The 21552-nt window shown below is 61.0% G+C and carries 18 protein-coding genes and 2 pseudogenes; 14 read left to right on the top strand and 6 right to left on the bottom strand.

What is annotated here, in order from left to right; translation table 11 throughout:
- Positions 1–26: 26 nt before the first annotated feature.
- Positions 27–3356, top strand: a complete 3330-nt coding sequence (gene carB / locus AC0L7P_RS07155) for a carbamoyl-phosphate synthase large subunit (protein ID WP_473435081.1) — start codon at positions 27–29, stop codon at positions 3354–3356.
- Positions 3357–3416: 60 nt separating this feature from the next.
- On the opposite strand, the gene AC0L7P_RS07150 is transcribed toward carB, so the two are convergent.
- Positions 3417–4433 carry a hypothetical protein gene (locus AC0L7P_RS07150; RefSeq protein ID WP_473435080.1) on the bottom strand — a complete coding sequence of 339 codons (1017 nt, stop codon included), beginning with the start codon at positions 4431–4433 and terminating at the stop codon, positions 3417–3419.
- A gap of 90 nt (positions 4434–4523) precedes the next feature.
- Positions 4524–6148: pseudogene (locus tag AC0L7P_RS07145) on the bottom strand (AMP-binding protein).
- Between the two features lie 88 nt (positions 6149–6236).
- On the opposite strand from AC0L7P_RS07145, the gene AC0L7P_RS07140 reads away from it, so the two are divergent.
- The 3 genes from AC0L7P_RS07140 to AC0L7P_RS07130 all read left to right on the top strand — a co-directional run bounded on the left by AC0L7P_RS07140 (position 6237) and on the right by AC0L7P_RS07130 (position 8562).
- A complete protein-coding gene (locus AC0L7P_RS07140) occupies positions 6237–7370 on the top strand; it encodes a DMT family transporter (protein ID WP_473435079.1) in 1134 nt (377 codons plus the stop codon).
- Entirely contained in the window at positions 7301–7771 is a 471-nt protein-coding gene (locus AC0L7P_RS07135) for a sulfotransferase family 2 domain-containing protein (protein ID WP_473435078.1), read from the top strand. The genes AC0L7P_RS07140 and AC0L7P_RS07135 overlap by 70 nt, the downstream gene beginning before the upstream one ends.
- A 131-nt stretch (positions 7772–7902) precedes the next feature.
- Positions 7903–8562, top strand: a complete 660-nt coding sequence (locus AC0L7P_RS07130) for a Hint domain-containing protein (RefSeq protein ID WP_473435077.1) — start codon at positions 7903–7905, stop codon at positions 8560–8562.
- Between the two features lie 207 nt (positions 8563–8769).
- Here AC0L7P_RS07130 and AC0L7P_RS07125 read toward each other — a convergent pair whose 3' ends face one another.
- Entirely contained in the window at positions 8770–9318 is a 549-nt protein-coding gene (locus AC0L7P_RS07125; RefSeq protein ID WP_473435076.1) for a helix-turn-helix domain-containing protein, read from the bottom strand.
- 286 nt (positions 9319–9604) lie between these two features.
- Here AC0L7P_RS07125 and AC0L7P_RS07120 point away from each other — a divergent pair, with 286 nt between their 5' ends.
- The 10 genes and pseudogenes from AC0L7P_RS07120 to AC0L7P_RS07075 all read left to right on the top strand — a co-directional run bounded on the left by AC0L7P_RS07120 (position 9605) and on the right by AC0L7P_RS07075 (position 17318).
- Positions 9605–11569, top strand: coding sequence for a transposase domain-containing protein (locus AC0L7P_RS07120; protein ID WP_473435075.1), 1965 nt, complete (start codon positions 9605–9607; stop codon positions 11567–11569).
- A 75-nt stretch (positions 11570–11644) separates the two neighbouring features.
- Positions 11645–12763: a TniB family NTP-binding protein gene (locus AC0L7P_RS07115; protein ID WP_473435074.1), complete on the top strand. Its 1119-nt coding sequence runs from the start codon at positions 11645–11647 to the stop codon at positions 12761–12763.
- On the top strand, positions 12760–13170 hold the full coding sequence (locus AC0L7P_RS07110) for a hypothetical protein (RefSeq protein ID WP_473435073.1): 411 nt from the start codon (positions 12760–12762) through the stop codon (positions 13168–13170). The genes AC0L7P_RS07115 and AC0L7P_RS07110 overlap by 4 nt, the downstream gene beginning before the upstream one ends.
- On the top strand, positions 13167–13469 hold the full coding sequence (locus AC0L7P_RS07105) for a phage protein GemA/Gp16 family protein (protein WP_473435072.1): 303 nt from the start codon (positions 13167–13169) through the stop codon (positions 13467–13469). Before AC0L7P_RS07110 ends, AC0L7P_RS07105 begins: the two co-directional genes overlap by 4 nt.
- Before the next feature lie 72 nt (positions 13470–13541).
- A complete protein-coding gene (gene istA, locus AC0L7P_RS07100; RefSeq protein WP_473432712.1) occupies positions 13542–14168 on the top strand; it encodes an IS21 family transposase in 627 nt (208 codons plus the stop codon).
- Positions 14165–15148, top strand: a complete 984-nt coding sequence (locus tag AC0L7P_RS07095; RefSeq protein ID WP_473435071.1) for a Mu transposase domain-containing protein — start codon at positions 14165–14167, stop codon at positions 15146–15148. The genes istA and AC0L7P_RS07095 overlap by 4 nt, the downstream gene beginning before the upstream one ends.
- A pseudogene (locus AC0L7P_RS07090) lies at positions 15145–15988 on the top strand (ATP-binding protein). Before AC0L7P_RS07095 ends, AC0L7P_RS07090 begins: the two are co-directional and overlap by 4 nt.
- A 121-nt stretch (positions 15989–16109) precedes the next feature.
- Positions 16110–16373 (top strand): phage protease, encoded by a 264-nt coding sequence (locus AC0L7P_RS07085; protein ID WP_473434142.1) that lies wholly within the window; start codon positions 16110–16112, stop codon positions 16371–16373.
- A gap of 139 nt (positions 16374–16512) precedes the next feature.
- Positions 16513–16893 (top strand): helix-turn-helix domain-containing protein, encoded by a 381-nt coding sequence (locus AC0L7P_RS07080; protein ID WP_473434141.1) that lies wholly within the window; start codon positions 16513–16515, stop codon positions 16891–16893.
- On the top strand, positions 16893–17318 hold the full coding sequence (locus AC0L7P_RS07075) for a hypothetical protein (protein WP_473434140.1): 426 nt from the start codon (positions 16893–16895) through the stop codon (positions 17316–17318). Before AC0L7P_RS07080 ends, AC0L7P_RS07075 begins: the two co-directional genes overlap by 1 nt.
- Positions 17319–17456: 138 nt before the next feature.
- On the opposite strand, the gene AC0L7P_RS07070 is transcribed toward AC0L7P_RS07075, so the two are convergent.
- Genes AC0L7P_RS07070 through AC0L7P_RS07060 form a run of 3 tightly spaced genes read right to left on the bottom strand, consistent with a single transcriptional unit; the run spans position 17457 to position 21517 of the window.
- Positions 17457–19646 carry a 3-hydroxyacyl-CoA dehydrogenase NAD-binding domain-containing protein gene (locus AC0L7P_RS07070; protein WP_473435070.1) on the bottom strand — a complete coding sequence of 730 codons (2190 nt, stop codon included), beginning with the start codon at positions 19644–19646 and terminating at the stop codon, positions 17457–17459.
- Positions 19647–19655: 9 nt separating this feature from the next.
- Positions 19656–20867 (bottom strand): acetyl-CoA C-acetyltransferase, encoded by a 1212-nt coding sequence (locus tag AC0L7P_RS07065; protein ID WP_473435069.1) that lies wholly within the window; start codon positions 20865–20867, stop codon positions 19656–19658.
- An 11-nt stretch (positions 20868–20878) separates the two neighbouring features.
- Entirely contained in the window at positions 20879–21517 is a 639-nt protein-coding gene (locus AC0L7P_RS07060) for a glutathione S-transferase family protein (protein WP_473435068.1), read from the bottom strand.
- Positions 21518–21552 lie beyond the last annotated feature (35 nt).

Genomic DNA, 21552 nt, shown 5'->3' with positions numbered 1-21552 from the left:
GATTTAACTGCTCTGGGGGTCTGGCCATGCCGAAACGAACCGATATCAAATCCATCATGATCATCGGCGCGGGGCCAATTATTATCGGGCAGGCGTGCGAATTCGACTATTCCGGCGCTCAGGCCTGCAAGGCCCTGCGCGAAGAAGGGTATCGGGTGATTCTGGTCAATTCCAACCCGGCCACGATCATGACCGACCCGGAGCTGGCCGACGCCACCTATATCGAACCGATCACGCCCGAAATCGTTGCCCGGATCATCGAAAAGGAACGCCCCGACGCCTTGCTGCCCACCATGGGCGGGCAAACCGGGCTGAACACCGCCCTCGCGGTCGAGGAAATGGGCGTGCTGAAAAAATTCAGCGTCGAGATGATCGGCGCCACCCGCGAGGCCATCGAGATGGCCGAGGACCGAAAGCTGTTCCGCGAAGCGATGGATCGTCTGGGCATCGAAAACCCCAAGGCCACCATTGTCACGGCGCCGGTCAGGCAGGGCAAAAAGGATCTGGCCGCAGGTGTCGGCTTGGCCATCGACGCGCTGGAAGAGATCGGCCTGCCCGCCATCATCCGCCCTGCCTTTACCATGGGTGGCACCGGTGGCGGCGTGGCCTACAACCGCGAGGAATACGAATATTTCTGCCGCTCGGGGATGGATGCATCGCCCGTGGGGCAAATTCTGGTCGATGAATCCCTGCTGGGCTGGAAAGAATTCGAAATGGAGGTGGTGCGCGACCGGGCCGACAACGCGATCATCGTCTGCGCCATCGAAAACGTCGATCCCATGGGCGTGCATACCGGTGATTCGATCACCGTCGCCCCGGCGCTGACCCTGACCGACAAGGAATACCAGGCCATGCGCTCGGCCAGCATCGCGGTGCTGCGCGAAATCGGTGTCGAAACCGGCGGATCGAACGTGCAATGGGCGATAAACCCTGCCGATGGCCGCATGGTGGTGATCGAAATGAACCCCCGGGTGTCGCGCTCATCCGCGCTGGCGTCCAAGGCCACCGGGTTTCCCATCGCCAAGATCGCCGCGAAACTGGCCGTGGGCTATACGCTCGATGAGCTGGACAACGACATCACCAAGGTCACACCGGCCAGTTTCGAGCCGACCATCGACTATGTCGTCACCAAGATTCCGCGCTTTGCGTTCGAAAAATTCCCCGGCTCTGAACCCCTGCTCTCCACCGCGATGAAATCGGTGGGCGAGGCGATGGCGATCGGCCGCACCATCCACGAATCCCTGCAAAAGGCGCTGGCCTCGCTGGAAACCGGCCTGACCGGGTTTGACGAAATCGAAATCCCCGGCGCCCCGGATGTGGCCAGCATCACCGCCGCCCTGTCGCGCCAGACGCCGGACCGGATGCGCACCATCGCCCAGGCCATGCGCCACGGGCTGAGCAACGATGATCTGCACGCCATCACCAAATTCGATCCTTGGTTCCTTGATCGTATCCGCGAAATCGTCGATGCCGAAGAACAGGTGCGCCGTGACGGGTTGCCCCTTGGCGAACAGGGGTTGCGCCATCTGAAAATGATGGGCTTTACCGACGCCCGCCTTGCCACCCTTACGGGACGCGACGAAGATCAGATCCGTCGCGCCCGCCACAATCTGGGGGTCCATGCCGTGTTCAAGCGGATCGACACCTGCGCCGCCGAATTCGAGGCGCAAACCCCCTATATGTATTCCACCTACGAAACCCCGGTCATGGGCGACGTCGAATGCGAAGCCCGGCCAAGTGATCGCAAAAAGGTGGTCATCCTTGGCGGCGGTCCCAACCGGATCGGGCAAGGGATCGAGTTTGACTATTGCTGTTGTCACGCCTGCTATGCCCTTTCGGCCACGGGCTATGAAACGATCATGATCAACTGCAACCCTGAAACGGTTTCAACCGATTACGACACCTCTGACCGGCTCTATTTCGAACCGCTGACCTTTGAACACGTGATGGAAATCCTGCGCGTCGAACAGGAAAACGGCACGCTGCATGGCGTAATCGTACAATTTGGCGGTCAAACGCCCCTGAAACTGGCCAATGCCTTGCAGGATGCGGGCATTCCCATTCTGGGCACCACCCCCGACGCCATCGACCTGGCCGAAGACCGCGAACGCTTTCAGGCGATGCTGAACGATCTGGGCCTGAAACAGCCCGTCAACGGCATCGCCCATTCCGACGCCGAAGCGATGGAGATCGCCCACCGGGTCGGCTATCCTCTTGTGATCCGCCCTTCCTATGTGCTGGGCGGGCGCGCCATGGAAATCGTGCGCGACGATGCCCACCTTGCCCGCTATATCCGCGACGCGGTGCAGGTTTCCGGCGACACCCCCGTCCTGCTTGACAGCTATCTGTCGGGCGCGGTCGAGGTTGACGTTGATTGCCTTTGCGATGGCACCAGCACCCACATCGCCGGCGTGATGCAGCACATCGAAGAGGCCGGCGTGCATTCAGGCGACAGCGCCTGTTCGCTCCCGCCGTATACGTTGTCGGATGATCTGATTGCACAAATGGAACAACAGGCGGCAGCCATGGCCCTGAAACTGGGCGTTGTCGGGCTGATGAATGTTCAATTTGCGATAAAAGACGGCGTGATCTATGTGCTTGAGGTAAACCCCCGCGCCTCGCGCACCGTGCCCTTTGTGGCCAAGGCCACCGACAGTGCCATCGCCTCTATTGCCGCCCGCCTGATGGCGGGAGAGCCGCTGACGAACTTCCCCTTGCGCGCCCCCTATCCCGCTGGCACCGGGCCGGATGATACGCTTCCCTATGCCGATCCGATGACGCTGGCCGATCCGGCCATGCCCTGGTATTCGGTGAAAGAGGCGGTGTTGCCCTTTGCCCGCTTTCCCGGCGTCGATACCCTGCTTGGCCCGGAAATGCGCAGCACGGGCGAGGTGATGGGGTGGGATCGTTCGTTCCCGCGCGCCTTTCTCAAGGCGCAGATGGGGGCCGGTGTCGTTCTGCCCACCTCTGGCGTGGCGTTCCTGTCGATCAAGGACATGGACAAGACGGATCAATTCGTTGAAACCGCCCGCATCCTGACCACCATCGGCATGAGCCTGACCGCCACCAAAGGCACCGCCGCATTCCTGCGCGAAAACGGCATCGAAACCAGTGACGTGAACAAGGTATATGAAGGCGGGCGCACCATCGTGGACATCATGAAAGACGGCGAAATCGCCCTTGTCATGAACACCACCGAAGGCGCGCGCGCGGTCGAGGATTCCCGCTCCATGCGCAACGTCGCCTTGATGGACAAAATCCCCTACTTCACGACCCTGGCCGCAAGCCATGCCGTGGCCCTGGCGATGAAGGCGCGGGAAGAAGGCGAACTGGGCGTTCGCGCGCTGCAAGGGTAAACCGCGCCGCGCGGGGATTGCGCCGCGCCTTCGGGCGCTGGCGCAATCCCTATGACAAATTCATTCGCCGCAGATGCCTTGCAGTGTCACCCATTGCCCGTCGGTCAGGATCGGGCGCCCTTCCCCCGGGCGGATCGGATCGCCTTCGATCAGGGGCAGCGTCGCCTCGCCCGAAATATCCAGCGCATAGGCATAGGCCGTGGCGCTGATCCCGGCCAGCCGGAACCGTTGCAGCAAATCCTCTGTGCCGATCGGGGCCGGTGGCTGCAACAGCAGCGTTTCGGCATAGCCTTCGAGGGTGTCATCATCCATGTGGCCGGTGATCAGCAACTGAAACGCCGAAAAGGCCCCGGTACTGATCAGCAACCGCTCCAGCGGGTCAAGCTCGCGGGCGCGTTCATCTTCGGCCAGAATATACCCGGCAAGGGGCGCCGGGCCTTCGAAATCTTCGATCAGGGCGCGGTTCAGCAGAATGTAACCGCCGGGCAGATGTTCCGACGCGGCCACCCCGCGCGACAGCACCACCATATGCACCTTGCGATCAGGCAGCACCCGGCGGGCCAGTGTTTCCAGCACATCCGATGCGCCGGAACTGACACAGGGGCGGCCTGCAACCCGTTGAATCGTATCCATAAGCTGCGCGCCAATATCGGCGCGGCTGGCCAGTGGCACCACCTTGACCGTGTGACGGATCATTGCCTTGGGCAACCAGAACACGGCCAGCGCCGTGACAATGGCCAGACTGCCCGCCATCAGATAATACCGCAGACGCCCCTGCCGGGGGCGGTGCCTCTCGACCACCCGGCGCACCTTTTCGATGGCATCAATCATGGTGTCGTCGTCCAGCTCAAGGCGTTCTTCGGCATCGGCGCCGGGGCTGAAGATGGCCGGGCGGGTGCCGGGGTTTTCCCGCTGGACGGCCGCCAGCGACCAATGGGCCAGCGCCGTTTCGTTCATGTCAAAGATGGCCAGCGTGGCATCGCCAAGCGAAACCCCCACATCACGGCGTTGGGTATAGGGACTGGCGCGCCAGATGCCCGTGGTTTCAAGCCGTTCGTATTCGTTCAGCGCTGTCATATACCTGCCGGGCGGGATTGGGGGCCGCCTCACTGTCATTATTGCAGGTAATAATAGGGCAATCGCACCGGTCCGACAATCGCGATCCGCTTACAATGCGCGGGCGATGTCGCGCAGGGCGAATTTCTGAATCTTCCCGGTCGAGGTTTTGGGAAGTTCCTGAAACACAACCCGTTTGGGCGCCTTGAACCCGGCCAGACGGGCGCGGGCAAAGGCGATGATTTCACCCTCATCCGCCTGCGCGCCCGGTTTCAATTCGACAAAGGCACAGGGCACTTCGCCCCATTTCTCATCAGGTTGCGCCACCACGGCGCACAGCGATATGGCGGGATGGTGCATCAGCGCGCCCTCAACCTCGACGGACGACACGTTTTCACCGCCCGAAATGATGATGTCTTTGGCCCGGTCCACGATCTGGATATGGCCCCCCGGGTGCTGCACCGCAAGATCGCCAGAGTGGAACCAGCCCCCCGCGAATGCCTCGGCGGTGGCGTCGGGGTTGCGGTAATACCCTTTCATCACCGCGTTGCCGCGCATGGCGATTTCGCCCTGAGTCTGACCATCCAGCGCGACCTGCGCCATGGCATTGTCCAGCACTGTCACCTCCTCCATCATCGGAAAGGCCACGCCCTGCCGCGCCTTGATCGTGGCCCGTTCGGCGGCGGGCAGATCATCCCATGCGCCATCGTTCCATGTGCATTCGGTGACATGGCCATAGGTTTCGGTCAGCCCGTAAACCTGGGTAACGTTGAACCCCAGCGTTTCTATGGCGGCCAATGTGGCGGCCGCAGGGGGGCGCCGGCGGTGAACACCTCGACCCGGTGGTCAAAGGCGCGGCGCTCGGCCTCGGGCGCGTTGACGATCAGGTTCAACACAATCGGCGCGCCGCCGAAATATCTCACCCCCTCGTCCGCGATGGCGTTGTAAATCGCGCCCGCCGTCACATCACGACAACACACGGTGGTGCCACCCAGCAGGGGCATCATCCAGACGTGATTCCAGCCGTTGCAGTGAAACAGCGGCACGATGGACAGAAACCGGGGGTACAGCGTCATCCGCCACGACACGACGGTGCCCATGGTCATCAGATACGCGCCGCGATGGTGATACACCACGCCCTTGGGGCGCCCGGTGGTGCCCGAGGTATAATTCAGCGCGAGGCTCTCCCATTCATCCGCTGGCATCTGCCAGGGGGTGTCGGGCGCGCCCTTGGCCAACAAATCGTCAAAGGTGATGAACCGGCCCGTGGCGGGAAATCCGGCGGCAGCGTCGGGCACTTCGATCAGGATCGGGGCGTGGTCCAACAGGGCGATGGCCGCTTCGGCCAAGGGCAGGAACTGGGTGTCGCACAGCACCACCTTGGCCCCGCCATGGGTCAGGATATAGGCGACGGTATCAGGCTCCAGCCGGATGTTGATGGTGTTCAGCACCGCCCCGGTGGCCGGCACCGCAAAATGCGCCATGGCCTGTGCCGGCAGATTGGGGATCAGCGTTGCCACCACATCGCCGGGGCGCACCCCCAGCGCGATCAGCCCGCCCGCCATGCGCGACACATCGGCGTGATAATCGGCATACGTCCAGCGCGCAGCGCCATAGACCAGCGCCTCGCGGTCCGCAAACACGCGCGCGGCGCGATTCAGATGTGACAGCGGCGTCAGGGGCACATGATTGGCCGCACAGCGTTCCAACCCTGTCTCATCGCTTAGCCAACCCATCGCATCCTCCCGAAAAGATTGAGTTTGTGTCACGGCAGCAGTATTGCCAAAGGCGGGCAGGTTGGAAAGTGGTTTCATGCAACAGGGAATGAGCAGAGCACAGGCCGCCCCGACAATGGCCGCGCTGGCTGTGTTGTCGGGGGTGGGCGTTCTGGGCCTGATCGACAACCTTATTCCCATGATCACCGGCGATATCGGGCTGTGGCAGTTTCACGTATTGCGCAGCGTGCTGGCCCTGCCGTTGCTGATCGGTGCGGGGCTGTGGTTGCGCGCACCTTTTGCGGTGCGCCACTGGGGCGCGGTGATCCTGCGCAGTGCCCTGGTGGGAACGGCGATTTGCGTTTATTTCGGCTGCCTTGCCTTTCTGCCCATCGGGCAGGTGGCGGCGGGGTTGTTTACGGCGCCGATGTTCGTGATCCTGATTTCCCGGGGGCTGGGCGATCGGATCGGGCCATGGCGTATGGGATCGGTTGTGCTGGGATTTTCCGGCATCCTGTTGGTGTTGCAACCCAATGGCGCCGCTTTTGGCGCGACCTCGCTGATTCCGGTGGTGGCGGGTGCGCTTTATGGGGCGGGGGCCGTGGTCACCCGGCGGCTTTGCGCGGATGAGGCGACGCTGACCTTGCTGGCCGGGTTCTTTGGGGTGCTGGGGCTGTGGGGGCTGGCCGGGCTGGCGGCGGTTCCGGCTGATGGCGTGGGCTGGGTTCTCTCGGGGTGGTCCGGGCTGCCCGGTGGGTTTGTCTGGAGCATCATCGCGGTGCAGGCGATAGGATCGCTGTTTGCGGTGGGGTTGATCATCTGGGGGTATCAGGCAGGCGATCCGTCACATGCCTCGGTCTGTGAATACGGATTGCTGATCTTTGCCGCGTTCTGGGCCTGGGTTCTGCGCGGCGACACGGTAAATGCCATGGCGATGTTTGGCATGACCTGCATCATTCTGGCAGGGATCATCATCACCCTGCGCAGCGAGCCCGGCAACGTGATCATTTCGCCCGGTCGCCGCTTTGTCTTTGCCCATGCGCCCAAAACCGGTGGTACGTCGCTGACCCTCGCGCTGGAGGCGCGGGCGATGAAAGATGATATCCTGATCGGCGACACCCCCAAGGCCCGGCGTCGGCGCCGCCGGTTAAAGGGCTGCCCGCGCGGGGGCGGTTGTGGAAACACGCGACCCTGGCCGATATCGAAGGCATCCTGCCCCCCGAACAGATGGCGCAGATGTTGATCGTCACGCTTGTGCGCAACCCCTGGGACCGGTTTGTCAGCTATTACCATTGGTTGCAGACCCAGACATTCGACCACCCCGCCGTTCCGCTGGCGCAATCCCTGGGCTTTGGCGCATTCCTGCGCCAGGATCTTGTTCAGCGCTCGTTTGTCAACGAAGGGTTTGGCCATTATGTGACCGGTTCGGACGGCACCGAACACCCGGCGTTGTTTTTGCGGCTGGAGCATCTGGCCAGTGACATCGCGCCGTTCGAGGCGCATCTCGGCTTTGCGCTCGATATCCCCCACGCCAACCCGTCACAGCGACCTGCCGGGTATCGCGCCCTTTACAATGACGAAACCCGCGCCCTGGTGGGCCGTATCTGTGCGCAGGATATTGCCCGGTTCGGCTATGGTTTCTGAGCGGCGCCCCCGCAACCAAAAGTTGCGTTTACCATAATGTTGCCCGGATTGCGCCGAACTCTGGGCGTGGTTTCCGTTCAAGGATTGCTCAACCGGATCAGAAAGACCGGGTGAGGACAAGGAAGAGACGCATGTTTGGTTTGAGGTTGCCGGGCTTTAACGCAAAGATCACCAAAAGGCAGGCCGAACACAGCGGCGCGCACGACAGCGTGGATTCGCCCCCCGCCGGGTTGGCCACGGGCATGGTGGTTGGCACACGGGTGGCCACAACCATAGGCTGGCGCCCGGTCGAGGGTGTGCTGCCCGGCGATATGGTGCTGACCTTTGATGGCGGCCTGCAAGAGGTTGTTTCGGTCCAACGCGGAAAACTCTGGTCATCGCCGCGCGCCTGTCCACGCCATCTGTGGCCTCTGCGCGTTACCGCCGGAAGCCTGGGCAATCAGGTCGAAACCATTCTGTTGCCCGAACAATCCGTGATGATCGAGGCCGATTGCGCCGAAGCGATCCTGGGTGATCCGTTCGTTCTGATCCCCGCTGCGGCGCTGGAAGAATTTGCCGGAATCGAAGCGGTGAACCCCTCGGGCGATCTGGACGTGATCACCCTGCACTTTGCCGATGATCAGGTCGTCTTTGCCAATCTGGGCGTGCTGTTTTTCTGCCCGGCCCAACGGGGCGTGGCGGGGCTTGTGGACCTGTTGGAGGAAGGGGCCAAGGCCCGGTATGATCCTTTGCCGCTGGATCAGGCCGAGGCCCTGATTGCCCATATCGATGAGCGGGTTCACTTGGTTTGAACATGGGGCAATTTAGGATTGTGCGAAATCAATGGGTTAGCGGGAGGCGTTTTCACATGGTTTGCACCAATCCGCCGGATTATCGGGGTTGGGACAGGTATTATGTTATCTGATGCTTGAAATAATCGAATGAAATCAGTGGGGGCTTTCTGAAGTCGTGGGCAAAAATGCCCATGACCCACGATGTTCTGGAACCGCAGTATCGTGTTATTCGGACGTGACCTTGTTGCCACCATCCGGCGTCGGTTCGGCGTCGGGCGCGCCGGGTTCAGTTGATCCGGCGCGCTGTTGAATGCGCTCTTCAAGACGCTTTTGAAAGACCCTTTCGGCAACTCGAAGGGTGTGCCGATTCACGGCTTTACCGCCCAGGCCCTGCGCAGCTTCCCCGGCGAGGTGGGCAATCTCTGCCGCCCACTCCTCGGCGGTCAGGCCCTTATAGCTGCCATCACTTTCGGCAATGTCCTCAAGGATCGTCTCGAGCACCTTCACAGCCCCGGCTCTGGCACAGAGGCGAACGATGCGCCCTGCGTCGTCAGCCGCAGTTTCGGCACCGAACACCAGCCAATCGAGCGATACATCTAAGCCAGACGCAATCATAGATATGGCGTCTAAGCCGGGTAAGCTGCCACCTTCCTTTAGCAGATACTTATCGAAAGTCCGTTTCGGAATGCCGGTGCGCTCTGCCATCTGCTGGACCGTATAGTCGTTGCGATCACGCAAATAGCGCAACCGATCCGAAAAACCTTCAATCGCCATCTGTCGCCCCTTGAAAATACCCAAATTTGGGGCAATGTGACCCCAATTAGGGGATCACAGGTAACACTCCGATGCTTCTTAAACTATCCGAGATCGAACCCGATGAACAGACCAACGCACGCGTTCGCGCCGGTTTCACGTTGCGTGGCACATCGTTGAATGCATATTGCTGCGCAGACGGCATCGACGTGGGGAACGCGCGCAAGGCCCTGATCGGGCAGTGACGAGGTAAGACGGCACAGGCGCTGGTCGCCCGGTTGAAGGCGGCGGCGGGCATCGAAGACTGATGATTGTGCCGGTGACGCATATTCTGGGCATGGCCGGTGTACCCGACCATCGAACATCTGCAACCCGATGGTTGCTCGCCGCTGGGGTGCCAATCCGCCAGTTGAGCGACGATGGCCGCAAGCCGCAGGCGGTAAGCCTTTCCGATCTTCCCGAGGACGTTCAGCACGAATACCGGGTCAGGATTGCCGCCGATCTGCACATGTCGTTCGGTCAGCAGGATGACGATGCCCATGCCGCCCTGGCGCGCAAGCCGAAGGGCGTCCAGGACAGGGCGCAGGAGCGGTTTGCGCTGCTGGTGTTCTTCCTGCGGCATGAGGCGGCGGGCCTGAGCCACAGCAAGATCGCGAAGCTGGTGAAGGCCGAAAGAGGACTGCCCGACTGCCCGTCGCGGCATACAATCGCCCGGTGGAAAGAGATGGTGCAGGGCGTCGATCCGGCGAACTGGGCACCGGCCCTTGCGCCGGATTTCCAAGGCAAGACAGCTTTTGCCGAAGTTTCGCCCGAGGCGTGGCAAGCGTTCAAGGATATGGTCGGCCTGTCGGGCAAGAACGGCACCGGGCCGAACCTCAAGCGGCTGTATAATCGTGTCGCAGAGTGCGCAAATGCCGAAGGATGGGCATGGCCGTCTTATCCGACGATCAATCGCCGGTGGCAGAACCTGCCTGTAGCCGAACGTCGCACGTTGCAGATGGGTGAAGACGCCGCGATCAAGTCTCTGATCCAGTATCAGCCGCGCACCGTCGCAGGCATGAAGGCGATGCAGCAGGTCGAACTGGACGGGCGCGAGTTCAAGGTCAAGGTCTCTTTCCCTGATGGTTCAACGGGTTACCCATGGGTAATCGTCTATACTGATCGGGCGTCATCGCGGGTTGTCGGCTGGTCAGTATCCACTTCCGAGAATGAGGAAGCGACTGCCGACGCCACCATCAACATGTGCGAAACAAACGGCATTCCCGATCTTGTCGTGACTGATAACGGATCGGCTTTCAACAGCCGCCGGATCGCGGGCGGCTTGAAGCCCAGATATCGCACCACGCCCCAACGCGCTGCCGATTGGGACGTGCCCGGGGTGTTAAAAATCTTTGGCATCGATTTGCAAAACACCGCGCCGGGCAATCCACAGGGCAAGCTGTCGGAGAGCATCTTTTCGGTGTTGCGGCATATGGACAACGATCCGGTTTTTCATCGCGCGCAACGATCCGGCCCGACAGATACACCAAACCCGAACCCGGTGCCGGTCAGCTTCGATCTGTTCAAGGCGATGGTGGCGCAGGAAATCCAGCGGTTCAACGCCCGCCGTGACAGCCGCGCGCAAGGTTTGCTGGCGGGCGAGTGCCGGGACGACGCCTTCAAGCGGCTTTCCGAGGGTCGCGTGGTGCGGCACGTTTCGCCGCTGCAACGGCGCAGTGTGCGGATGAAGTGGTTCGAACGAGTTGTCAGAACTGACGGACGGGTGAAGCTACCTTTCGGGCTGTTCGGGGATGCCAGCACTCAATCCGCGATGTTGGAGCATGAGGGAAAGCGGGTTCTCGTTGGCATCGACCCCAGCGACTACAGCGCACCAGGTATTGTGCGTGGCTGGGGAGAGGAAAAGTGGAAAGGCCGGGAGCTAATACACTATCTGTCCGCCTATCAGGCGACCGAACACCAGAATGAGGCAAGCCGTCGCCGCGCTTTGGCCGAGAAGCGGCGCATCACTAAGCTGGCCCAGCAATATCAGGTGCAGGAGTCCGATCAGAAGGTGGCCGCGCTGCAACGGCTTGTGACGGAAGCCGCGTTGCCCGCGCCTTCGCCGCTGGCCCCTGCCGTTCACCAGCTCGACACACGCGGGCCGTTTTCGGCGGCGGCACCGGTTCACCAGGTCGCGCCACAAACGGCGGCAACCGACGACGAAATTCCGCTCGAATTCAAGGCGCGACGCAACGCGCTGGTGGCGGAAAAACTGCGGTCGAAAGGCCGGTAAGTGGCGCGGGAGGCGGCAACAACGCCCCCCAACGCCGATCACAGCGGGCAAGCCCGCACTTTGACGGAGACCAGAATGGCACAGATACTGAAACTTGCCAATGCCGAACGGAGTTGGCGCAATCCGCAGGATTGGGCTGAAACCAGCACACATACTGAAGTGGTCGCGGCACTGGATCGGGCGAGAGCGCGCGAAGGGTTCTGCGCGACCATGATTGCAGGCGCGCCGGGTATCGGCAAGACGCTTGCCGCCCAAGGCTATTGCATCGACATGGGCGAGAGGGCCTTTTATCACAAGGTCGCGCGGGGTGAAGGCACACCGTGGGCGCTGGCCAAGGCGCTGCTGGCGCGCTTTGATCGTTCGCCGCTGGGAATGAGCCTGAGTGACTCCGGGCTTCAGCTTGCTGATCTGATCGGGCCTGAAGGCCTGATCGTTCTGGACGAATCGCAATACCTTAACCAGCGAAACCGCAAGACGAACGCCCGTGGTGAGTCCTTTGAATGGGCGCGCGATCTGGCGGAAACGGCGGACTGTGCAATCGCTTTCTGCGGTGATCTGTCTCTTGTCGGACTAATCGCCGATATTCCCCAGTTGCAAAGCCGGGTGCGGTATCCGGTAATTTTCCGTTCTGTGCCCGATGCGGATATTCGCGCCGTCACTGCCGACACCGGGTTTGACCCCCGCCGGGATGAACATCCTTTATGCTGTTGCGGCTTTGCCGGGCGGACTGCGCAATGTCGAAAGCGTTCTGCACGAAGCTGCGGCGTTCGCGGGGTTCGATCCGCGAGAACCGATGCACCTGAAAGCGGCAGTTCTAGACCTGAAACTTACACCGAAGGGGGGCCGGTAATGTCGATCCTCACCATTCACGTCCCGGTTTCTGATGGGCAAGCCGCCTATTTCCTTTCGCGCGACATGATCGTCACGCCGATGAATGAGCTTGAGGTTGGGCAGTTTGCGGTGGCGCTGGAAGGGATTGCCAACGCGATCCGCACCAACCGCAAAGCGCTGGCCACCCTGCAACAACTTCTGGAAACGAAGGGCGCAAACGAGGCTGATATTGCCAAGACGTTCAATATGTTGATCGAACCGAATGACTTGGCCGGTGAACAGATCGAGTTGGTCAGGATCATCCTTGGCCGGTCTGCCCGCGTCGGTCGCACCGGCACCGGCGAAGGGGAGACGCTGCAATGACAGATGATCAAACCGGGGAAGATTACCGGGAAGTGAACGCGCGTGAAGGGCGCGCGGTCTATCTGCCCGGCAAGGAAGCGAGAAAGCTGTTTGCCGATGCCGAAGCGCGGGCGGCGGAGCGGGCGAAACAAACGCATACCCTGTCAGTCAGCCAGTCAGAGATGCAAAATCAAATCGACCGGCTGAACGAGGTGCAAAGCCATCTCTATAACGCACAGATCGTCTTCGAAGAGTTCACGCGCTTGGACCTGCCCGACTACTTCATGCGGGCGGTCTCGGAGTTTGTCGCGGTTGCGATGAAAACGGCAGCGAACGGCGACGCTGAAAAATCCGTCACATATGCCATGCGGTTGCAGAGCGCCGCCACGCCGATTGAAAAACCTTCATCGAAAGGACCGAAGACATGAGCCTGACCAACAAGCAAAAAGCGATCCTGCATATTGCCAAAGGCAAGCTGAACCTCACCGATTCCGAATACCGGTCGGCCTTGGTCCATATTGCGGGCGTTACCAGTTCAACCGAATTGGACAAAGCCGGGTTTGAGGCGCTCATGGGATTCTTTGAATGGCTGGGCTTCGCGCCGCTGACCAGCACCGGCAAAGACTATGGCGCGCGCCCCGGCATGGCCAGCTTTGCCCAGCTTGAACTGATCCGGGCGTTGTTTGTGAATCGGCATGCGAAATTGCCCCACTTAGGTGGGTTATGAGCGAGTAAAATTGACCCACCTGTTTCGTTAACATCGGCGCTTCAAGTGCGGAGGGAAGAGCAGGTGTTATTGATGGAAAGTGTATCGAAGATCCGTCTGTGGGTGCTGGTTGAAGGGCGCAGTATCCGGTCTGTTGCGCGGGCGACGGGATTATCGCGCAACACGATCAAGAAGTATCTGAAGGATGAGAGCCCGCCGAGCTACCAGCGCCAAGCCCCGCCGGTTCGGCACAAACTGTGCAACGGGTTTGATCTTCGGCTTCAGGAGCTGTTCGAGCAGGACCAGAAGCGACCACGCCGGGAACGGCGAACGGCCGTGAGGCTTTACGAGCAGCTTGTCTCGGAAGGTTATCCTGGTTCCTATTCGCCGGTTCAGCGATTTGTCCGCGATCTGAAGCAGGCCGGTGCCGGTTCGGGCGAGGCTTTTATCCCGCTTTATTTTGCGGCAGGTGACGCGCTGCAATTTGACTGGAGCGAGGAACGGGTTGTCCTGGGCGGTGTCGAGCGATCGGTGAAGGTTGCCCACTTCCGCCTGTGCCATAGTCGCAAGCCCTTTGTCGTCGCCTATCCCGGCGAAGCCCAAGAGATGGTGCTGGATGCCTTTGTGCGGGCGTTGTCCTTCTACGGCGGGGTCCCGCGACGGGGTGAACATCGACCCACCGAAGGTGGCAAACCGTCCGGGGGACGGTTTGAGATGTGAACGGGCGGAGCCCCGGGATCATCGACAATCCCAAAACGATGGTGACCTATGTCTCCCGCTCGAAGGACCGGATATTCCATCCGCGGTTCCTCGCGTTGATGAACCACTATGTCATGGAGCCGCCGTCCATTGGGCTTGAACCAATGGCGCCCTTCTGGACGGCCCTGCCCCCCGCGTCGGGCTGGGAGAAGGGTCAGGTCGAGAACCAGGTCCAGTTTTTGCGAGGCCGGTTGTTTGCCCCAATGCCAGCCTTCGATGATCTGGATGGGCTGAACGACTGGTTGCGCCTGCGCTGCGAGGAGCTGGCAAATCGCGCTCATCCTGAACATTCGACCCGCACGGTTGCAGAGGTTTTTGAAGATGAACGCGCCGGGCTGCGCCCCCTGGGGCGGGCTTTTGATGGCTATGTGGAGAAGACGGTGCGTGTCCGCTCCACCTGCCTGGTTCAATATGCCAGCAATCGCTACAGCGTGCCGTCCCGGTTTGCAGGCCAGCATGTCTCCTTGCGCGCCTATGCGGGCCGGATCGTGCTGGTGTCAGGCCAGAATGTCATTGCCGAACACAGGCGCCGCTTCACCCGCAACATCAGCTACTTTGAGCCGTGGCATTATGTTCCTCTGCTGGATCGCAAACCCGGTGCCTTGCGCAACGGGGCGCCCTTCGTGGATTGGCAACTGCCAGATGCCATGCATCGGATCAGGGAACATTACATGGCCGGCAAAGGTGGGGATCGGGAGTTTGTCGATCTGCTTCTGCTGGCCCAGGATCACCGGATCGAGGTGGTCGAGACGGCTTGCGAATTGGCAGTGGAACAAAACACGCTGCGCCTGCCCGCCATCATCAACCTGATTAACCAGCTGGTCGAGCCGGTCATCACCTCCTTGAGCGAAACATACGTCTATCCACAGCTGACCCTGCGCCCGGAGGCCGATTGTAAGCGCTATGAAACGCTGTGCTCGGCAGAGGGGGCCGTCATATGAACGCTCTCATTGATCAACTGACCGCCCTGAGGCTGCATGGAATGGCAGCTTGCGCACATGATTTGCTGTCCGCGCGCAAGCCGCCCAGTCTGACCACAGCGATAAAGCAACTGATCGACGCAGAAACTGTAGAGCGCCGGGTGCGCTCCATCTATTAGCTGACAGGCGATGCTTTGCATCGCCGAGAGGCCAGTATCAAATGCGCATCGCGAAGTTCCCGCATCACAAGGACTTCGCCACCTTCGATTACGGCGCGGCAGCCGTCACCAAGGCCCGGATCGAGCCCTTCTGCTCGGGCCAGTTTACCGAAGAGGCACACAACCTCATCCTGGTGGGTGGAACCGGAACAGGCAAAACCCACATCGCCATCGCGCTTGGAACCGCCTTGATCAACAACGGCAAAAAGGCCCGCTTCTTCAACGCCGTCGATCTGATCAATGCCCTCCCTCTCATGCATGTAAACATGCACTGCCGGGCAGTGGATCAAGGAACAGGCCGATGGCAACGCCGGGAAGATCATCCGGCAACTGTCGGCCCTGGATTGCGCCATCATCGACGAGTTGGGCTACATCCCCTTCCCGAAATCCGGCGGCGCACTGCTGTTCCACCTGATCAGCAAGCTCTACGAGAAAACCAGCGTCATCATCACCACCAATCTGGAGTTCGGGGAATGGGTCGCTGTCTTCGGCCCCTCTCATCGCTGCAAGCAGCGACTGCCGGGCAGTGGATGCCAAGATGACAACCGCGCTGCTGGACCGCGTCACGCACCACTGCGCCATCATCGAGACCGGCAACACCTCATACCGCTTCGCTCAGAGCAAAAGCCGCAGAGAAGAATAACCGCACCGCAAGCAAAGCCCACAGACGGACTCGCTATATGAGGGCGGCCCGCCTGAGGGCTTTGCCTCCCAATAGGCGGGTCAAAATCAAATGCTGAAACCGGGTCAGTTTTGAACGCTCATTGACACAAAAGGTGAATGATGCCTTCGCGCAAGGCTATCTGACCACGCCCATCCGCGAATGGGCGACCGCACTTTGCCAGTCCAATGAGGCCGCTTTTGACAATTTCATTGCCACGTCTGTTCCCATGTTCGGCCATTTGACAAAACCATCAGGCTTGCGCGCACAGCCGCCCCACACGCAAAATCACGGGTGGGCATCGTCCGTTGAGGAAACGGCGATCTGCGCACAACTGGGCCTGAAACCCGGTTCGCTTTCAAGTTGAGATCGGCAGGCCGGGGGCGATCATGGCCCGGCTTGCTGCACGTTCCGCAATCCCCCTCTGCGGAACGCACAACACTCCGGCTGGCGGTTTCCTCTGCCCAGCCGGAGTGTTTCCCCCGACCGACAAGGCCCTACCCGACATGCCGCAAGATGATCCGAACTATCCGCTGCCCCCGGCCCAGGTTGACCCATTTGTTGACGTTCTGGGCTATCCCCTTGCGATCCGGTTCCTGCTGGAATTCGGCGGGTCCGAAGTGGCGCTGTCCGCCACGCCGCGCGGTGACGGCATGGTATCCCGCGTGATCGGGGCCGAAAGGGAAACCGCGTTACAGGCCCGGTGCGGCCTGAAAATCTATCGCGTTCCGCTGGCATCGCGCTGGCTGGCGCTCTGCCTCTATGCCGAGGGCGAAACCACCGCCGGTATTGCCCGCCGTCTGCGCACCAGCGACGTGAGCGTCCGCCGGTGGACCCGCGGCACCAACACCCCACGCCCGCCCCGCCATGTGATCGAGAATAGATAATGGATGATATTGACAGAGAATGTGACCGGAACGTGCCGCGCAGCGATTGGCGCAAGGCGCTTCGGGATGCGCGGTCAGAGCTTGCGCAGGCGAAGGCATTGACATCCGGTGTTCTCGCCGCACAGGCCTGTGCACTGGCCGATCTTGAACTGGCCATGGAAGGGGCGTTTAACGAAGGCTTAAAGACCCTGCCCGAACCCACCGTTCCGCCCACCGAACACCGCCGCAATCACCGCCCCGGCAAAATGGCAAAGCGGGACGCCGACCCGGAATTGCGCGCCTTCGTCACCGCACGGCTCGACAGGCTGACATTCCACGAGATCGCCAACGACGTGCGCACCCACTTCCCGCCCGACCGCCGCGTCGGCAAAAGCGCAATCCATGCGTGGTGGCAAAAATCAGGATCACCGGGCGGTCCCGGATAGCCACAGGACTACCGGCTTAGTCCGGTATCAAACCTTGTGAAACTACTGTTCAGAGCATGTGAACACACACAATCGACGCGACAAATCACGACGCCGCCCCCCGCCTCTGCTGTGGGGGACGGCGCCGGACAGCGGCGCTTACGCCGCGCGCTGAGCCTCGGCGCGGCCATAGAAGGTTTCCCCCTTTTCGGCCATGTCGCGCAACATCTGCGGCGTGGCAAAACGCGCGCCGTGGCGGTCGCTCAGCCCGTCGCAAAGTTCGACGGCCCTGGCCGCGCCCAGAATATCAAGCCAACTGAACGGCCCGCCCGACCAAGGCGCGAAACCCCAGCCAAGGATGGCGCCCACGTCGCCCTCGCGGATGTCGGTCAGCACGCCATCTTCCAACGCGCGGACGCCCTCAAGAACCTGGGCAAACATCAACCGGTGCTGCACCTCTGACAGGTCGGGCTGCTCGTCGGCCTCGGGGTATTTCGACAGGCCCTCCCACAGGCCCGTGCGCTTGCCTTTGTCATCATAGGCATAAAACCCGGCCTGTGCCTTGCGCCCCATGCGGCCCTGATCGGCCATCCAGAACAGCACCTCATCCACCGCTTCGTCCGGGTAAGCATCGCCCATGGCCGCTTTGGTGGCCTTGGCGATCTTCACGCCCAGATCAATGCTGGTTTCATCCACCAGTTGCAGCGGACCAAGGGGAAAGCCCAACATCTTGGCCGCGTTTTCGATCAGGGCGGGGGTAACGCCCTCTTTCACCATGCGGATGCCTTCGTTGATATAGGGGATGATACAGCGGTTGGCATAAAAGAACCGCGCATCGTTCACCACGATCGGCGTCTTGCGGATTTGCCGCACGAAATCCAGCGCCTTGGCCACCGCAACATCGCCGGTTTTCGCCCCCTTGATGATTTCCACCAGCATCATCTTGTCAACCGGGCTAAAGAAATGGATGCCGATATATTGATCGGGCCGCGCGCTGGCCTTGGCCAGATCACTGATCGGCAGGGTCGAAGTGTTGGTGGCAAAGATGCAATCGGCGCCCACCACCTGTTCCACGGCCTTCGTCACCTCGGCCTTGATCGACATATCCTCGAACACCGCCTCGACGATCAGATCACAGCCTTTCAGCGCGTCGTAATCCGTGGTGGCGGTGATCTGGCCCAGCACCTGTTCCTTTTTCTCGGGGGTTGCCTTTTTGCGGGCAATCCCCTTGTCCATGTAATCGGCGGAATAGGATTTCCCCTTGTCCGCCGCCTCTTGTTTCTGGTCCAGCAGAACCACCTCGATGCCTGCCAGCGCGCTGACCAAGGCAATGCCGGCCCCCATCATCCCAGCGCCCAACACGCCGACCTTTTTCACCGTCTGATCGGCCACATCGGGGCGGTTTGCGCCCTTTTCCAACGCCTGCTTGTTGATGAACAGGCTGCGGATCATGGCCGAAGAACTGGGGTTCATCAGAACATGGGTGAACCACCGCGCCTCGATCTTCAGGGCCGTATCAAAGGGCACCATCGCACCCTCATAAACCGCGCTCAGCAAGGCCTTGGCCGCCGGGAACACGCCCTGCGTCTTGCCATTGACCATGGCGCTCGCGCCCACGAATGTCATGAAGCCTGCGGGGTGATAGGGCGCGCCTCCGGGCATTTTCCACCCCTTCACATCCCACGGCTTGACGATATCGGCGTCTTTGGCCGCCAGAACCCAGGCCTTGGCATCGGCCACAGGATCGGCGCTCACCTCATCGACCAGCGCGGCGGATTTCGCCTTTTTCGGGTCCAGCATCTTGCCTTCCAACAACACCGGAGAGGCCGCCATCGCCCCCACCATCCGCGAATACCGCGTGGTGCCGCCACCGCCGGGAAAGATACCCAACAGGATTTCCGGCAACCCGATTTTCGCCTTGGCGTTATCGGTCATGAACCGGCGATGGCAGGCCAGCGCGATTTCGGTGCCGATGCCCGCACAGGTGCCGTTGATGGCGCAGGCAACCGGCTTGCCGCCCTTGTTGGTTTTCGGGTCCATCCCGGCACGTTCCAGCTTCCGCAGAATGCGGTGGCCGTTCATCGTGAAATCAAACAACCCCTGCGCGGCATTGTCGCCGCTTTCCGCGCGGATCGACGCCAGCACGTTCAAATCCATCCCCCCGGCAAAATCCTTTTTGCCAGAGGTGATGACGACGCCTTTCACGGCATCGTCAGCCAGCGCGCGGTCGATATGGTCCTCAACCGTTGCAAAGGCTTCGCGCGTCAGGACATTCATGGATTTTCCCGGTGCGTCCCATGTGATCAGGGCAACGCCGTCGGGGTCCACGTCATAGGTGAAATCGGTCATATCAGCTCCTTACACGCGTTCGATAATGGTGGCCGCGCCCATGCCGGACGCAATACAAAGGGTGGCAAGGCCGACTTCCTTGTCAGACCGCTCCAATTCATCCAGCAGGGTGCCGATGATGATCGCCCCGGTGGCCCCCAACGGGTGGCCCATGGCGATGGACCCGCCGTTCACGTTCACCTTGGAATGATCCACATCAAAGGCCTGCATGAAGCGCAACACGACGCTGGCGAAGGCCTCGTTCACCTCAAACAGATCAATGTCGGAAATCGCCATGCCGTGATCGCGCAGTATCTTTTCGGTGACAGGCACCGGGCCGGTCAGCATGATGGTTGGATCGGTGCCGATCTTGGCCGTGGCGCGGATGCGGGCGCGGGGTTTCAACCCATGCGCCTCGCCCCATTCCTTGCTGCCGATCAACACGGCGGCGCTGCCATCAACGATGCCCGATGAATTGCCCGCGTGGTGAATATGGTTGATCGCCTCAAGATGCGGGTATTTCATCAGCGCGATCTTGTCGAAACCGGGCATCACCTCGCCCATGTCCTTGAAACTGGGTTTGAGCGCGCCAAGGCTTTGCATATCGGTGCCGGGGCGCATGTATTCATCGCGCGACAGGATCGGCAGACCATTGATGTCTTTCACCTCGATCATGGATTTGGCAAACCGGTTGTCCGCCCATGCGGCGGCGGCGCGGTTCTGGGATTCCACCGCCAAAGCATCGGCATCGTCGCGGGAAAATCCATATTCGGTGGCGATAATATCGGCGCTGATCCCTTGCGGCACGAAATAGGTGTTCATGGCGATGGAGGGATCCACCGCAATCGCGGCGCCGTCGCTGCCCATGGGCACCCGGCCCATCATTTCGACCCCACCGGCGATATACCCGCCCCCGGCGCCGCCACGCACCTGATTGGCGGCCAGATTGACCGCCTCCATGCCGCTGGCACAGAACCGGTTGATGGCAAGGCCCGGGATACTTTCATCAAGGTCAGAGGCCAGAACGGCCGTGCGCGCCAGACAGCCACCCTGTTCACCAACCTGCGTGACATTGCCCCAGATCACATCCTCAACCGCGTGGCCCTCAAGCCCGTTGCGGTGCTTGATGGCGTTCAGCATCTCGGCGGACAGGCGCACGCTCGTCACCTCGTGCAAGCTGCCGTCAGGGCGACCCTTGCCACGGGGGCTGCGAACGGCGTCGAAAATATAGGCGTCGGTCATCTTCTTTCCTTTCAGGTCCGGTCTGCGGGGGAACCGGGCATCAAATCATAGGGGGCTTTCCAACCGGGCAAGGCGGAAATGTCGTTCAGCCAGCGGTCGATGTTCGGCCAATCTGCGCGCTCGAACCCAAACGGTTCGGGGTAATAAAGATACCCGCAGCACCCCAGATCAGCGATACTCACATGATCGGTCGCGATCCATGACCGGTCAGCCAGATGCGCGTCGAGAACCTGATATGCCGCTTTCAGTCTCGCCTGGGTAAAGGCAATCACTTCGTCCGGGCGTTTGTCGGCAGGCATAAAATTCATCAGGAACCGACACATCCCCGCCTGGCCCGACAGTTTGTGATTGTCCCAGAGCATCCATCGCAGAATTTCACGGCGCGCCTCGGGCGTTGTTCCGCCAAATTTCCCGGATCTCTCGGCCACATAATCCATGATCGCCCCAGACTGGGTCAGCCGGTAGTCGCCGTCCAGCATCACCGGAGCTTCGCCCATGGAATTGATATTGCCGCGATATTCTGGCGTGCGCGTCTCGCCGCCAAAAAAATCGACCTTGGCCGGCTCCCAGGCCAGTCCCGAAAGCTCCAGTGTCAACGCCGCCTTATAGGCGTTGCCGCTTTCTCCAAAGCAGTAGAGTTTGATCGTCATGTCAGCCCCCTTTGCCGATGTCAGAGCGGGGGTTT

It is taken from the genome of Oceaniglobus sp. K40-3 (assembly GCF_055808395.1).
Note: the sequence above shows the minus strand (reverse complement) of the source record. Positions and strands in the feature narration are given on the sequence as shown.